This is a genomic window from Kocuria sp. KRD140 (assembly GCF_017168375.1).
Lineage (GTDB): Bacteria > Actinomycetota > Actinomycetes > Actinomycetales > Micrococcaceae > Kocuria > Kocuria marina.
Map to the genome: position 1 here is coordinate 517,698 of NZ_JABFAW010000009.1, position 14,727 is coordinate 532,424.

The window sequence follows — 14,727 nt, forward strand, 5'->3', positions numbered from 1 at the left end:
GTTCGGTGTGGCGCAGTTTGAGCTACGTCAGGGCCAGCAGGGACCCGCCGTACAGCAGCGCGGCGATCGACAACAGGGGCCGGGCCACGGCGTCCACCGAGAAGCGGGTGCCGAACAACAACCACGGGACGTCCACGGACTCGCCGCCACCGAACACCGCCAGCAGCCCGGCCGGCACCGCGGCCAGTGGGGCATAGAGGGCGGCGCCGCGGCGCACGGGGGCCGCGCGCTGTGCCGGGAGCACTCCCGCGAGCACCACGACGGCGAGCACCGCGATCGGGACCAGGAACGTGAGGGCGAAGAGCATCGGCCGAGCACCCCCTCTGCGACCTGGCGAGCGATCTGCAGCGGAGCGAACTCGAGCGATGCCGCGAGACCCACGAACACGGACGCGGCCGCGGTGATCGCGGTGGGCACCAGCAGGCTGGCCGGTTCCCGCATCACGACGGTCGCACCGGGCTGCGCGGCCGTGCTGCCGCCGGACGTCGCAGGGGAAGCATCCTGGTCAGCGGGGTCGCGGAACCACATGTGGTAGACCGCCGGCAGGAAATACATGGCGTTGAGCAGAGACGAGGCGATCAGCACGCCCACGACCCAGGGGTGTTCCGACTCCAGGGCACCCAGGCCCAGCATCCACTTGGACACGAAACCGGCGGTCACGGGCAGACCGATCATGCCGAAAGCGCCCACGGTGAAGGCCGCGGAGGTCCACGGCATGTGCCGACCCAGACCGTGCATCTGCGAGAGCTTGGTGATGCCCAGGGCCTCGGCGAACAGTCCCGCGCAGAAGAACTGGGCGATCTTCATGAGTCCCTGGTGCACCAGGTGCACCACACCGCGCGTGGTCCCCGCGAGCGTGACCAGGGAGATCCCGACCACCACGTAGCTGACGTGCCAGACCGTGGAGTACGCGAGCCGCTTCTTGAGGTCCTCCTGGCGCAGGGCCTGGTAGGGGCCGTACAGGATGGTTAAGCACGCGACGATCAGCAACGGGGTGAGCACGCCCAGTTCCGAGGCCACGTGAATCCCGTACACGTCGTCCACCACGCGCACGATCCCGGCGGTCAGCGCGATCTCCACGGTGAGCATGGCCGCGAAGGACCATTCCGGGGACCACCGCAGCCGCGCGTTACCGAGCGAGACGGCCAGCGCCCCGGTCATGATGAAACCGATCACGCCCACGATCAGTAGGGGCCGTAGCCACCGGCCGGTCAGCCGGTCCAGGGGCACCCCGGCGCTGCGCAGCAGGATGAGCGCGCCCGCCAGCACAGCCCCGGACTGGAACGCACCGCCGGAGTCCGAGCTGCCCAGCCGCAGCCACACGAGGATCACGAGCACCCCCAGACCCAGGAAGGACATGGCCTGCACGCTGCGCGCGCGGGGGAGCACGGTGGCCGCGGTGGTCGCGAGTACGGCGACGCCGAGGGCCACGTCGAGGGCGATGAGTTCGGTCACGGGGCGGGCCGCCTCGGGTCCGCGGTGCCCGGCGCGCTGGGCTCATCTGCCGTGCGAGCGGAACCCCATTTCGCCCACCGCGGGGGAGGCGCCGGGGCCGTCAAGGGTGCGAGCGACGTCGTGCTCCGTGGCCCCAGTGCGGTCAGGGCGTGCGCCGAGACGGACGCCGAGCCGAGGGTGAGCACCCACGCGATCGCGAGCAACGCCGCGCTGGACCAGCTCCCCAGGTACACGGCGGCGCCGACCATGATGAGTCCCGGGCCCAGGTTGTCCGCCTTGGTGAGCGCGTGCAGTTGACTGCGTATGTCCGGGAACCGGATGAGCGCTGCCGTGCCCGCGGTGAAGAACAACACTCCGCACACGATCAGGACGGCGCTGAGGCCGGTGATCATGCGCCGTCACCGCCTCCAAGCGGCGCGGGGCTCGTCCTCGCGCCCCGAGCGGCACCGGGGGTGCGCGCCGCGGTCAGTCGGACGACGGCCGTGAGCGAGGCCAGCCCGATCAGCACCACGGCCACGTCCGGGAATCGCGACGACGCCGCGGGCCCAGCAGCACGGTCAGCAGCACCACGAGCGCGGCGCCGGTGGTACCGCGCAGCAGCAGCGACAACAGCCAGCGGTCGGTGACGGGGCGGCGGGCCGTGACCACGAACGCGACCACGACATCAACCAGGAGCACCACGAAGACCGCGGTGAGCAGGATCTCGAACACATCGGCTCCTCGGATCGCGGGTCACCGGCTGCGCAGGTGATTTACGGGGGAGGGGGCGGAAGTGCCCCGCGACGCGGGTAAATTGGTGCCGGGCCGGTCAACCGGCACGCTCCCACCGAACCGAGGATCCATCACCCATGCGCGTTGCGGCCATCGACTGCGGTACGAACTCCATCCGTCTGCTCATCGCGGACGTGAAGGACAAGGACGGTCACCTCGAGCTCAAGGACAGGGTGCGCGAGATGCGCATCGTGCGCCTGGGCCAGGGTGTGGACGCCACCGGCTGGCTCGCCGAGGCCGCCCTCGCGCGGACCTTCGCCGCCGCCGAGGAGTACGCCCGGCTCATCACCAAGCACAAGGTGGACGCCGTCCGGTTCGTGGCCACGTCCGCCACGCGCGACGCCGGCAACCGGCAGGTCTTCGTGGACGGGATCAGGTCCCGCCTGGGGGTGACCCCGGAGGTCGTGAGCGGTGACGAGGAAGCGGCGTTGTCCTTCCGCGGCGCCCTCAACGCGGCCGCGGGACTGACCCCGGAGGACCGCGTGCTCGTGGTGGACCTGGGCGGCGGTTCCACAGAGTGCGTCCTGGGGTCTCCGGATCACGTGATCGCCGCCCGCAGCGTGGACGTGGGGTGCGTGCGCATGACCGAACGCCACCTGGGGTCCAACCCGCCCACCGAGGAACAGCAACGCCTCGTGCTGCGGGACGTGGACGAGGCCATGGACACCGTGGCACGCACCGTACCGCTCGAACTGACCACCCGGCTCGTGGGTGTCGCCGGGACGGTCACCACGGTCAGTGCCATGGCCATGGGCCTGAGCCGCTACGACGAGGACCGGATCAACGGCAGCGTCCTGGACAGCGACGTCGTTATCCGCGCGTGCCGGGAGCTCACCGGGATGACGCGGGAGGAACGCGCCGAGCTGGGGTTCATGCACGAGGGTCGCGTGGACGTCATCGGGGCGGGTGCGCTCGTGTGGCGCCGGATCATCGAACGTGTCTCGGACGCGACCAACGGGCGCGTCAGCACCGTGACCGCGAGCGAACACGATATTTTGGACGGAATCGCCCTGTCCCTCGCGGCCTGAGATCACGGGCCGGTCGCCGTTGCACCCCGGCACACCACCCGCGGGCGCGCGGGGGAGCGGACGCCCGCGCCGGCACCCGGTGTGGACGGGCCCGGAGCGGAAGCGAGCCGGAGCGGACGGGTCAGCGGGCGACGTCGTCGTGACGCCGGGCGGGGGGCCGGAACGTCGGCCGCCGGGAGCGGTCGGGAACGCGCGTGCAGCGCGGGAAAGCAAGAGGGGTCATGGGACGGCTGAGAACACGCGGCGCGCTGTCACTCGCCGCGGTGGGCCTGCTGGTCGGCGGAGCAGGTGCCGCCCCGGCGCTCGCCGTGGAACCCATGCCCGCGCCGTCGGTACCCGTAGAGACCCCCATCGCACCGCCCCCGGGCGACAAGGTGCCCGTGGAGACGGTGGACGTGCGCCAGGAGGAGTACTGGCTGGACGACTACGGCGTGCGGGACGCGTGGAAGTCCGCGACCGGCAAGGGCGTGAAGATCGCCGTGATCGACACCGGCGTGGACGGCTCCCACCAGGATCTCAAGGACGCAGTTGGTGAGGGCACGGACGTCTCGGGCGTGGGCAAGGCCAACGGCCAGGATGGTCTGGGCGCGGAACCCGAACACGGGACGCTGGTGGCCTCACTCGCGGCGGGACGCGGTCACGGACCCGCGAACCAGGACGGTCCGGGCGGGACCCGGGGCATCATCGGCGTGGCCCCGGAGGCCGAGATCCTGCCCGTGTCCCTGTGGGTCGGCAGCGAGCACCCCGGCGCCCGCGACATCGACGAACAGATCCCGGACGCCGTGCGGTGGGCCGTGGACCACGGCGCGGACGTGATCAACATGTCCCTGGGCTCGAACGCCACGGGGTGGCCCCCCGCGTGGGACTCGGCGTTCGCGTACGCGGAGGAGAAGGGTGTGCTCGTGGTCGCGGCGGCGGGCAACCGGGGCTCGGGGCTGAACCAGGTGGGGGCGCCCGCCACGATTCCGGGGGTGCTGTCCGTGGGCGGCGTGGACCGGTCGCGCACGGCGAGTTGGGACTCGTCCTCCCAGGGCATCTCGATCGCGGTGGCCGGGCCCAGCGAGGAGATGGTGGGTGCGATCCCAGGGGACGGCTACGCCCGGTGGTCCGGGACCTCCGCCACTGTGCCCCTCGTGGCCGGGACAGCGGCGCTGATCAAGCAGAAGCACCCCGACCTCACGGCCGCTGGGATCGCCCAGCGGATCGTGGACACCGCGCACGACGCGGGAGCGCAGGGCAAGGACCCGCTCTACGGGTATGGGATCCTGGATGTGCGCGCGGCCGTAGAGGACGACGTCCGGATCTCCGACACCAATCCCCTGGGCAGCGTGCGGCAATGGATTGCGCAGAACCGCCCGCCCTCGCAGACACCCACACACGCGGCAGGTGACCGGGGAGGCCACCCCACCCGTGGCGCAGGCACCCCTCAACGAGACCGGCGCGCTACCCGTGGTGATCCTCGTCAGCTTCGGGGTGATCGTCGCGGGCCTCACCGTAGCCGCGGTCCTGCACATCCGCAGGCTCTCGCGCTGATTTCACGATCAGCTCACCGGACCGCTGACACCGCGTCGGCAAAACCGTGCCACGGTGAGTAAACTTTCGGGTATGGCTTTCAATCAACTTGCTAAGGACCGTCCGCGCCTTCTCATCGTGGGTGGCGGTTACGTCGGTTTCACACTGGCGCAGAAGCTGCAGACCCGCATTAAGGAGTCCGGCGGCGTGGTCACGGTGGTGGACCCCAACCCGTACATGACCTACCTCCCGTTCCTGCCCGAGGTCTCGGCCGGCAACATCGAGGCGCGCTCCGCCGTGATCCCGCACCGTCAGCACCTGGCCGACTGCGAGTTGATCACCGGCCGCGTGGAGAGCATCGACCATGCCAACCGTACGGTCACCGTCCACGGCATCGACGAGGGCCCCGAGTTCGAGCTCACGTACGACGAGATCGTGCTCGCCGGCGGTTCCAACACCCGCACGTTCCCCATCCCGGGGCTCGCGGACAAGGCCATCGGCATGAAGACCATCGAAGAGGCCGTGTCCGTGCGCAACTGGGTGCTCGAGCGCATCGAGGTGGCTTCCCTCACCAACGACGAGGACGAGAAGCGCAAGGCGCTGACCTTCATCGTGGTGGGCGGCGGCTACGCCGGTTCCGAGACCATCGCCGAGCTCGAGGACATGGCGCGTTCGGCCGTGCAGCGCAACGACCTCCTGAAGGTCTCGGACCTGCGCTTCGTGCTGGTCGAGGCCATGGGCCGGATCATGCCCGAGGTCTCCGAGGATCGTGCCGAGAAGGTCGTGGCCGAGATGCGCGCCCGCGGCATCGAGGTGCTGCTGAACACGTCCCTGTCCGAGGTGGACGGTGACCTGGTCAAGCTCATCAACATGCAGGACAAGTCCCCGGCCGGCGAGATGGCCACGGACACCCTGATCTGGACGGCCGGCGTGCAGGCTGCGTCCTTCGCCAAGAACAGCGACCTGCCCATCGACGACCGCGGACGCGTGCGCGTGGGCGCGGACCTGCGCGTGACCGGCGACGACGGGCCCTTCGAGGGTGCCTGGGCCGCCGGTGACATCGCCGCCGTCCCGGATCTCACGGGCGCCGGCCCCGGCGGGTTCTGCGTCCCCAACGCGCAGCACGCCGTGCGTCAGGCCGCGACCATGGCCAAGAACATCATGGCCGCGCACAAGGGCGAGCCGCTCGAGGACTACTATCACGAGAACCTCGGGTCCGTGGCGGGTCTGGGTCTGTACAAGGGTGCCGCCACCATCCGCGGCATCGACCTCGGCGGTCTGCCGGCGTGGGCCATGCACCGCCTCTACCACGGGTACGCGATCCCCACGGTGGAGCGCAAGGTGCGGGTGTTCACGGAGTGGGGCGTGAACCTGCTCTTCGGCCGTGACACCACCCCGCTGCGTCACCTGCGGGACCCCCGCCGCGCCTTCCAGAAGGCCGCGGGCGCGGACGTCCCGGCCGAGAAGGCGAGCCTGTAACACTCCATCGCACCGAGCCGGTGGGCCCGCGCACCCGCGCGGACTCACCGGCTCGGTCACGCCCCCATAGCCCAATCGGCAGAGGCAGCGGACTTAAAATCCGCTCAGTCTGGGTTCGAGTCCCAGTGGGGGCACCGATTCCGCACCCGCGGGGGCCCTGTTCGCTCAGCACAAACTCCCAGGTTCCTGTGACGCGTCAATGTTAGGCTGAAAGAACAGCTCGCCCACGCCTCGAAAGGACGTCCCATGGCCGGCGGAAACCCACTGCTACGCGACTTCAACAAGAAGAACGGCACCGCGACCACCCCGGATATCTCCCGCGACCCCCGTTACTCACCCGAGAACCTGGAGAACCTCTACAACGCGCCCGCCGCGGGTCCGGACCGCACCGGACGCATGAGCTACGACGACGTCGTCATGCGCACCTCGCTCGTGCTCGGTTGCGTAATCGTCACGGCCGTGGTGGGTTGGGTCGCCCCGGTGCTCGCGCTGCCGGGCGCCATTGTGGGTCTCGTGCTGGGTCTGGTCAACGCGTTCAAGCGTGAGCCCAGCCCGCTGTTGATCACGCTCTACGCGCTCGCCGAGGGCCTGTTCCTGGGTGGCATCTCCCGCATGTTCGAGGGCGCCTACCCGGGCATCGTGGTCCAGGCGGTGATCGGCACCCTGGCGGTGTTCGTCTCCGTGCTGGTGCTCTACAAGGTGGGCGTGCTGCGCTCCTCCCCGCGCGTGACCAAGTTCTTTATGGTCGCACTGCTGGCCTACGCCCTGTTCGCCCTGGTGAACCTGGGCACGAGCCTGCTGGGCGGCTACAACATGCGCTACGACGCCACGATCTTCGGCATCCCGCTGGGGCTGTTCGTGGGCGCGATCGCCATCCTGCTGGCCGTCTACAGCTTCGTGCTCGACTTCGAGAACATCAGCGACGGCGTCAAGCGCGGTATTCCCAAGAAGGCGGCATGGTCCGCGGCGTTCGGGCTGACCGTGACCCTGATCTGGGCCTACGTGGAGATCCTGCGCGTGCTCTCGATCATCCGCTCCATGAGCGACTGACTCCCATCCCCGCGCGTCGCTCGGGGCCCTCAGGGCCCGGTGACGTACGCCGGAATGAGAAGCGGCGGCCCAGTGGGTCGCCGCTTCTCGCGTTGTGGGGATCGTTCACATGTAGCGGATCTCGAGTTCGCGCGGGGGCAGGTTGATCGCGCGGGCGGGGATGTTATTGCTCGCGGCTCGTCCCACGAACAGCCAGCCCAGGATCTCCTCGTGCTCGTCCAGACCGTAGAACTCGCGCACCACGTCCCGGTCGTAGGGCTCGCGATGGGACCAGACGGTGGCCCATCCCTGCGCGTAGAACGCGGCTTCGAGGATCCCGCGGGCGGCGTACACGTCCCCGCGCTGGTCCTTCTTGGACTGCGGCAGTTCCGGGTGGTGGCGGAAGATGATGGCCAGGGCCACCCCGCCCCGGGACGCCCACTGCAGGCTCCCGCGATACGCGGCCAGGACCCGGATCTTGCGACCCTTCAACCGGGGGACGGGGCCCGAGAGGGCGGGGACGGACGTGAGGCCCGCCATGGCCGCGGCCAGCAGGGACGCGGCCTGCCCGCTCGTCGCGACCACGCGCCAACCCGTGGGGCGCTCGTCGTACTTGGCGCCGGCGGCGGCCCGCAGGACGGCCTCGAGCTCCTCACGCCGCGGGGCCTCCTGTGTCAGGACGCTCGCGGGGCGGCGTTGGGACAGGACGCGCAGCAGTGTGGTGGACATGACGCCCATTTTGTCACCCTCGGCCCCGCACGCCGGTATCAGCACGTTGCGCGATGGTGTCATGATAAGGGCATGCCATCCAGTGTTACGACGTCCCACGCGGGCTCATCCCCGAACCCCGTGGTCAAACGTCTCCAGTCCGACACATCCTCCGAACTCGTCACCCAGCACGACGGCGCGTCGCCCCCCTCCACGGGGCCCAACGCCCCTGACGCGCAGACCATGGTCACGACCCCGGTCCGGATCGCGGCCGCGTGGTCGTGGCGGATCTTGCTCATCATCGCCGGTGTGGGTGTGGTGGGGTGGCTGCTGAGCCACGTGACCACCGTGTTCATCCCGGTGCTGTTGGCCGCGCTGCTCGCGGGGTTGCTCTCGCCGGCCGTCCGCTGGCTGCGCTCCAAGCACTTCCCGTCCGCGCTGGCCGCGATCACCGTGGAGCTCGGACTGATCCTGGGGGTTCTGGGCCTGTTGGTGCTCGCGGGTCAGCAGATGATCGCCGGTTTCGCACAGCTCTCCGACAGCGCGGTGGCCGGTTTCCAGCAGTTGATCGGAATGCTGGAGGACAGCCCCCTCAACATCTCCACGGACAACATCAACCAGTGGCTCTCGGACATCGGGGCCACGCTGCAGCGCAACTCGGACGCCATCCTCTCCGGCGCGATGACCTTCGGCTCCACGGCGACCAACATCGTCACGGGCACGATCATCATGCTGTTCGTCCTGCTGTTCTTCCTCATGGACGGCGAGAACATTTGGCTGTTCCTTGTCAAACTGTTCCCCCGCCGCGCCCGCCCCGCCGTGAACGGTGCCGGGCGCAAGGGCTGGATCTCGCTCGCGCAGTACGTGCGCATCCAGGTGTTCGTGGCGTTCGTGGACGCCGTGGGTATCGGGCTTGGTGCGTTCCTGCTGGGTGTGCCGCTGGCGCTGCCGATCGGTGTGTTGGTGTTCCTGGCGTCCTTCATCCCCATCGTGGGTGCCGTGGTGACCGGTGCGGTGGCCGTCCTGGTGGCCCTCGTGGCGATCGGGCCCGGTATCGCGCTCGCCATGCTCGGTGTGGTGCTGCTCGTCCAGCAGGTCGAGTCCAACGTCCTGCAGCCGCTCGTGATGGGCAAGGCCGTGGCCCTGCACCCCGTGGCCGTGTTCTTGGCGGTGGCCGCCGGTAGCGTGCTCTTCGGGATCGCCGGTGCGCTGTTCGCCGTGCCCCTGATGGCCATGCTCAACACGATCATCCGCTACCTCGGCAGCCGCGCCTGGGAGCGGGACGAGGAGATCGCGTGGCAGCCCTTCATGTACCCGTGGGAGATCAAGAAGGCAGCCAAGAAGCAGGACCTCACGCGCGAACAGGTCATGGCCCAGCTGCAGCGTTTCCGCGGCAAGCGCCATCGTGAGCGCCAGAACGCGGAGAAGAAGCGCGAGGAGAAGCACAAGAAGGAAACCAAGCACAACGCGTCCATCGAGGCGGACGAGGTGGGTTCGGGGGACTCCCGGAACGTCTAGTCCCGCACGGCGTAATACCATGGAACGCGGCGTCCTCACCCCGGACGCCGCGTTCTGTGTGTCCGCGCCGAGCCTCGAGGTCGTGATCCACCCCGGGTTCGCGCGTTTCGAACGAGCCGCAACGGCCGACTACCACGAAAGAAGTTCTCTGTGGGCCTCACTGATTTGCCCGTCTCGGTGGCCGACGTCCGCCACGCCGCGCAGCTGCTCGACGGGGTGATCGAGACGACGCCGCTCGCGCACTCCCGGGCGCTGTCCCGCATGCTCGGCTCCGAGGTCTACCTCAAGTGCGAGAACCTCCAGCGCGCCGGGTCGTTCAAGGTCCGCGGCGCGTACGTGCGCATGGCCCAGCTCTCCGACGAGGAGAAGCGACGGGGAGTCGTGGCGGCGTCGGCCGGCAACCACGCGCAGGGCGTGGCGCTCGCGGCGGCGAAACTCGGGATCACGGCGCGGATCTACATGCCCCGCGGAGCGGCCCTGCCCAAGATCGCGGCCACTCAGGACCACGGTGCGGAGGTCGTGCTGCATGGGTCGAACGTGGACCAGGCGCTCGCAGAGGCCCAGCGCTACGCAGACGAGACCGGCGCGGTGTTCGTCCACCCCTTCGACCACCCGGACATCATCGCCGGCCAGGGCACCCTGGGTCTCGAGATCCTCGACCAGCTGCCCACCGTGGACACCGTCATCGCCGGTGTGGGCGGGGGAGGGCTGCTCGCGGGAGTGTCCGTGGCGCTGAAGGCCAAGGCACAGGAGCAGGGCAAGGACATCCGGGTCATCGGGGTGCAGGCGGAGAACGCCGCGGCCTACCCGCCCTCGCTCGCCGGGGACGCGATCGTCACGCTGTCCAAGGTCTCCACCATCGCGGACGGCATCGCCGTGGGCCGGCCCGGACAGTTGCCGTTCAACGTGATCCGCCACCTCGCGGACGACGTCGTCACGGTCTCCGAGGACTCGCTCGCCCAGGCGCTGATCTTCATGCTCGAGCGCAACAAGATGGTCGTGGAACCCGCGGGTGCCGTGGGTGTGGCGGCGATCCTCGAGGGGGCGCTCAAGCGTGAGTACCCGGATCTGGGGACCACTGTCGTGCTGCTCTCGGGCGGCAATATCGATCCCATGCTGATGCTCAAGGTGATCCAGCGGGGTCTCTCCGCGGCGGGGCGCTACATGACCATCAAGATGATGCTCACGGACCGCCCCGGTGAGCTCGCCCAGATCTCACAGATCATCGCGGACATGGACGCCAATGTGACCGGGGTGAATCACACCCGGATCGGGGGCTCGTTGTCCATGGGGGACGTGTCCATCACGATTGACATGGAGACCAAGGGCCACGGGCACTGCGATCACGTGATCGACGCCCTGGAGTCCCACGGCTACCGACCCGTGGTGGTGCACTGAGCGGGAGGTGACCCGCGCGGTGCGCGTGCGTCAGCGGCGTCGTCCGCGCCGGGCCGTGAAGTACGTGACGAACGCGGCCACGAAGGTGGCGAACCACAGGATGTTGCGCAGGCCGCCGGTCGCGTTCAGTGCGGGGTCGTCCTGACCCAGGAAGTGCACGACGATCGCGGCGATCCCCAGCAGCGCGGTGAGGATGATCAGCGGGACCGTCCACGAGTTGGGGGTCCGGTTCCAGTGTGTGACCACGGGGGAAACTCCTAGCGAGGCTCGACGGGGCGTGCTTCGATCCTACGGGCCACACCCGGGCGACTCATGGACCGTGTCGAGCCGCGTAAGACTCCTGGGCCGCATCGGGTCGCGCACGACGAAGACCACCTCGCACGTGCGAGGTGGCCTTCGTGATGAACCGGGGTCGATCAGCGGCTGAAGGGCTTGGCCTTCAGGATCTTCACCGTGATGTCCTTGCCGTTCGGGGCCTTGTAGCTCACGGTGTCACCGACCTTGTGGCCGTTGATCGCGGCACCCATGGGAGAGCGCTCGGAGAAGACCTCGAGGTCCGAACCGCCGGTGAGGTCTTCGGCGACCTCGCGGGAACCCATGAGGAAGGTCATCTCGTCGCCCGCGATCTCCGCGGTCACGACCATGCCGGCCTCGATCACGCCGTCGTCCGCGGGGGCCTCGCCCACCTGGGCGTTCTCGAGCAGCTGGGTCAACTGGGCGATCCGGCCCTCGTTCTTGCCCTGCTCCTCGCGTGCAGCGTGGTAGCCGCCGTTCTCCTTGAGGTCACCCTCGGAACGCGCCTGTTCGATCCGGTCCACGATCTCCTGGCGGTACGGCCCGGAGATGTGGTCAAGCTCCTTCTTGAGCCGGTCGTAGGCTTCCTGGGTGAGCCAGGCTCCCTCATTAGTAGCCACGGTGCCTCCGTTCTCTGGTGTCCGTCGCCCTGACGGACACGTGTAGAAAAACCCCGCCCCGGGGCGAGCCGAGTGGCCCAGCGCGTCCGGGTCGGGGATGTGATCTCCGTCCAGTCTAGTGGAGTCCGCGCCCGCGGCCCAAAGCGCGTGCGGGGGTGCGGTGGGTCATGCAATCCGACGTCATGGTTCCCGTCACGGATGTGGCCGGTCCGAAGCTGCGCGGATGGTCAGTCAGGAATTACCCGACCACCGCGGGAGGCTCAGCCAGCACTCTCCCAGCACGAGTCGACCCCCGCCGTCGTGGCCAGGTTCGTGGTGCGCAGGGGCACCCGGTGGGTGCTCGTGCGGCCGTTGAGTTGGTCGTCCGGCAATTGGCCGATCGTGACCTCGGTCCAACCCACCACGGCATACTGCTCGTTGAGGGCCTCCACCGCGCACGTGACGGTCTGGTCGGGGTCCTTGGTGAGGTCGAAGTCCGCGTACACGTGCCCCGAGTCCGTGATCTGGAAGCTCACGTCCTTGAACACGGGCCGCTGGGAGTTGCCCCACACGATCCACACCACGAACAGCGCCGCCACCAGCGTGGCCGCGGCCGCGATCAGCATCCAGCCACGGGTGCTGGGCCCGCGGCGGGGGGAACGGGCGACGGCGCGGTGTCCGGTCCCGTAGCGCTGTGCGAGCGCCCGCTGGGTCGCGGAGGTGCCAGGGGCAGTGGCGCCCGTCTCCGGCCGGGAGGTAGGCCGGGGCGTCGCAGAACTCATGGCGACCACTGTACCCAGCGCGCGTGTGTGGTTTCTGGGAGGCCGGTCGCCGTGCGGTGCGCGGCAGCCGTGATGGGCACGACAGCTCCGGCAGCACGCGCGGCGTAAGATACCGGGGATTGCATTTTTCCCGCGATGACGTCTTGGAGGCATCCGTTCGGTGACGGATTATTCACAGCTTCGATTGTTGGCCATCCACGCCCACCCGGACGACGAGTCCAGCAAGGGTGCCGCGACCATGGCACATTACGCCCAGCTGGGCGCGCGCGTCATGGTGGCCACGTGCACCGGTGGCGAGCGCGGCTCGATCCTCAACGCCGAGATGGAGGGGGACGTCTGGGCCGAGCGTGACCTGCCCGGGCTGCGTCGTCACGAGATGGCCGCGGCCGCGAAGGCCCTGGGCGTGGAGCACCGGTGGATCGGGTTCACGGACTCCGGTCTGCCCGAGGGGGACCCGCTGCCCCCGCTGCCGTGGGGGTGCTTCGCCCTGCAACCGCTCGAACGCGCCGCGGCCCCCGTGGTACAGCTGGTGCGTGAGTTCCGCCCGCACGTGATCCTGAGCTACGACGAGAACGGCGGTTACCCGCACCCGGACCACATCCAGACCCACAACGTGGCCATGGAGGCATACCAGCGCGCGGGGGACCCGCAGGCGTACCCCGAAACGGGTGAGCCGTGGACCCCGTCCAAGCTGTATTACGACCGCGCGTTCAACGTGGAGCGGTTCATCGCACTGCACGAGGCCCTCGAGGCCCGCGGACTGCAGTCCCCGTACGCCCAGCGCATCGCCGCGATCCAGGAGTCGGACCCGGAGGGTCACCGCCCGCCCATGCCGCGCCACGAGACCACCACCAAGATCGAGTGCGCGCACCAGTTCACCGTCCGGGACGCGGCCCTGAGCAGCCACCGGACCCAGGTGGACCCCAAGGGCCTGTTCTTCGCGGTCTCCGCCGAGACCCAGGCCGAAGTGTGGCCGTGGGAGGACTACACGCTCGCGGAGTCCCGCGTGGAGACCTCCCTGCCCGAGACGGATCTGTTCGCGGGCGTCATCGACGCCGCCTCGACCCCCCGGAAATGAGCCTTCCCGTGTCCACGCTGCTGACCGTCCTGACCGCCGCGACGCCGGCCCCGAGTCCGGAGAACACCCTGCGCCCGGGGTTGGACCCCAGCCAGGTCTCGCCGGGCCTCGTGGGCTTCCTCATGACGTTCCTGCTGGCCGCCGCCGTGGTCCTGCTCGTGATGGACTTCAACCGCCGTAACCGGCGACTGCGCTACCGCGCCCAGTACGCCGAGCAGCGCGCCGCGGAGGATCACGTGGGTGGCTACGCGGACGATGCCGCGGCGTCGCCGTCGCGCACGTCCCGCACCGGTGGGTCGAGCGAGGGCGATGTCGCCCGCCCGCCTCGCGCGGGTGACCGCCGGGACGGTCCGCCCCGCGACTGACTGCCACGGGCACCCCGCCCCGCGCCAGACTCCGACGGGCGCCCTTTTTTTTTTTTAGATGTGTAGAAGAGACAGCAACTCCACGAGTCCCTACCTGCTGCAGCACGCGGAGAACCCCGTGGACTGGTGGGAGTTCTGCCCCGAGGCCTTCGAGGAGGCCCACGCGCGGGAGGTGCCCGTCCTGCTGTCCGTGGGCTATGCTGCGTGCCACTGGTGCCATGTGATGGCCCACGAGTCCTTCGAGGACCCGGAGGTGGGGCGCTACCTCAACGAACATTTCGTGGCGATCAAAGTGGACCGCGAACAACGCCCGGACGTGGACTCGATCTACATGGCGGCCACCCAGCTGCTCACTGGTCAGGGCGGCTGGCCCATGACCGCGTTCCTGACCCCGCGGGGCAGGGTGTTCCATGCCGGGACCTACTACCCGCCGCGTCCCGTGCAGGGGCGGCCGTCCTTCATGCAGGTCCTGCGGGCCGTCGCCGAGGCCTGGACCGAGCGCCGTGACGAGGTGTTGCGCGGGGCCGAACAGGTCTACGATGCGCTGTCCCGCCACCCCGAACTCGTGGACCGGATGCTCGCCGACGCGGGTCCGTCGGTCGTGCGCGTGGAGGGTGGCGAGGCCGCCGAGGACGCCGCGGAACAACTCACGGGAGCTTGGCTCGACGGCCTCGAGGTCGCCCGGGACGCCGCCCATGAGGGCTTCGGAAC

16 protein-coding genes and 1 tRNA gene are annotated in these 14,727 nt (G+C 69.4%); 10 read left to right on the forward strand and 7 right to left on the reverse strand.

Annotated features, from left to right (window positions below):
* Positions 1-27: 27 nt before the first annotated feature.
* From J1M36_RS11050 to J1M36_RS11060, 3 genes are all read right to left on the reverse strand, one after another.
* A complete protein-coding gene (locus J1M36_RS11050; protein WP_206479606.1) occupies positions 28-1,455 on the reverse strand; it encodes a proton-conducting transporter membrane subunit in 1,428 nt (475 codons plus the stop codon).
* A complete protein-coding gene (locus J1M36_RS11055; protein ID WP_064847166.1) occupies positions 1,452-1,847 on the reverse strand; it encodes a monovalent cation/H(+) antiporter subunit G in 396 nt (131 codons plus the stop codon). Before J1M36_RS11055 ends, J1M36_RS11050 begins: the two co-directional genes overlap by 4 nt.
* 109 nt (positions 1,848-1,956) lie before the next feature.
* Positions 1,957-2,166: a hypothetical protein gene (locus J1M36_RS11060; protein WP_064847165.1), complete on the reverse strand. Its 210-nt coding sequence runs from the start codon at positions 2,164-2,166 to the stop codon at positions 1,957-1,959.
* Positions 2,167-2,303: 137 nt separating this feature from the next.
* On the opposite strand from J1M36_RS11060, the gene J1M36_RS11065 reads away from it, so the two are divergent.
* The 5 genes from J1M36_RS11065 to J1M36_RS11085 all read left to right on the forward strand — a co-directional run bounded on the left by J1M36_RS11065 (position 2,304) and on the right by J1M36_RS11085 (position 7,295).
* Entirely contained in the window at positions 2,304-3,254 is a 951-nt protein-coding gene (locus tag J1M36_RS11065) for a Ppx/GppA phosphatase family protein (protein ID WP_064847164.1), read from the forward strand.
* A gap of 221 nt (positions 3,255-3,475) precedes the next feature.
* On the forward strand, positions 3,476-4,849 hold the full coding sequence (locus J1M36_RS11070) for a S8 family serine peptidase (protein WP_241247068.1): 1,374 nt from the start codon (positions 3,476-3,478) through the stop codon (positions 4,847-4,849).
* A 10-nt stretch (positions 4,850-4,859) separates the two neighbouring features.
* A complete protein-coding gene (locus J1M36_RS11075) occupies positions 4,860-6,245 on the forward strand; it encodes an NAD(P)/FAD-dependent oxidoreductase (protein ID WP_064846165.1) in 1,386 nt (461 codons plus the stop codon).
* A 60-nt stretch (positions 6,246-6,305) separates the two neighbouring features.
* Positions 6,306-6,379, forward strand: a tRNA-Leu gene (locus J1M36_RS11080).
* A gap of 112 nt (positions 6,380-6,491) precedes the next feature.
* Positions 6,492-7,295 (forward strand): Bax inhibitor-1/YccA family protein, encoded by an 804-nt coding sequence (locus J1M36_RS11085; RefSeq protein ID WP_035963708.1) that lies wholly within the window; start codon positions 6,492-6,494, stop codon positions 7,293-7,295.
* Between the two features lie 105 nt (positions 7,296-7,400).
* Here the strand turns inward: J1M36_RS11085 and J1M36_RS11090 are convergent, their stop codons facing one another.
* Entirely contained in the window at positions 7,401-8,003 is a 603-nt protein-coding gene (locus J1M36_RS11090; protein WP_231885537.1) for a hypothetical protein, read from the reverse strand.
* A gap of 72 nt (positions 8,004-8,075) precedes the next feature.
* On the opposite strand from J1M36_RS11090, the gene J1M36_RS11095 reads away from it, so the two are divergent.
* Positions 8,076-9,500 carry an AI-2E family transporter gene (locus J1M36_RS11095; protein ID WP_206479608.1) on the forward strand — a complete coding sequence of 475 codons (1,425 nt, stop codon included), beginning with the start codon at positions 8,076-8,078 and terminating at the stop codon, positions 9,498-9,500.
* A gap of 150 nt (positions 9,501-9,650) precedes the next feature.
* A complete protein-coding gene (gene ilvA, locus J1M36_RS11100; protein WP_064846167.1) occupies positions 9,651-10,898 on the forward strand; it encodes a threonine ammonia-lyase in 1,248 nt (415 codons plus the stop codon).
* A gap of 30 nt (positions 10,899-10,928) precedes the next feature.
* On the opposite strand, the gene J1M36_RS11105 is transcribed toward ilvA, so the two are convergent.
* The 3 genes from J1M36_RS11105 to J1M36_RS11115 form a co-directional block, all read right to left on the reverse strand.
* Positions 10,929-11,144, reverse strand: a complete 216-nt coding sequence (locus J1M36_RS11105; protein ID WP_064846168.1) for a hypothetical protein — start codon at positions 11,142-11,144, stop codon at positions 10,929-10,931.
* A 170-nt stretch (positions 11,145-11,314) separates the two neighbouring features.
* Complete coding sequence (greA, locus tag J1M36_RS11110; protein ID WP_085106982.1) at positions 11,315-11,812, reverse strand: transcription elongation factor GreA; 498 nt, start codon at positions 11,810-11,812, stop codon at positions 11,315-11,317.
* A gap of 260 nt (positions 11,813-12,072) precedes the next feature.
* Positions 12,073-12,573, reverse strand: coding sequence for a DUF4307 domain-containing protein (locus tag J1M36_RS11115; RefSeq protein ID WP_064846195.1), 501 nt, complete (start codon positions 12,571-12,573; stop codon positions 12,073-12,075).
* 160 nt (positions 12,574-12,733) lie between these two features.
* On the opposite strand from J1M36_RS11115, the gene mca reads away from it, so the two are divergent.
* From mca to J1M36_RS11130, 3 genes are all read left to right on the forward strand, one after another.
* Positions 12,734-13,651 carry a mycothiol conjugate amidase Mca gene (gene mca, locus J1M36_RS11120; protein WP_206479617.1) on the forward strand — a complete coding sequence of 306 codons (918 nt, stop codon included), beginning with the start codon at positions 12,734-12,736 and terminating at the stop codon, positions 13,649-13,651.
* Positions 13,648-14,016, forward strand: a complete 369-nt coding sequence (locus J1M36_RS12905) for a hypothetical protein (protein ID WP_241247069.1) — start codon at positions 13,648-13,650, stop codon at positions 14,014-14,016. The genes mca and J1M36_RS12905 overlap by 4 nt, the downstream gene beginning before the upstream one ends.
* Positions 14,017-14,074: 58 nt before the next feature.
* On the forward strand, positions 14,075-14,727 hold a 653-nt coding region (locus J1M36_RS11130), incomplete at its 3' end, for a thioredoxin domain-containing protein (protein ID WP_206479619.1).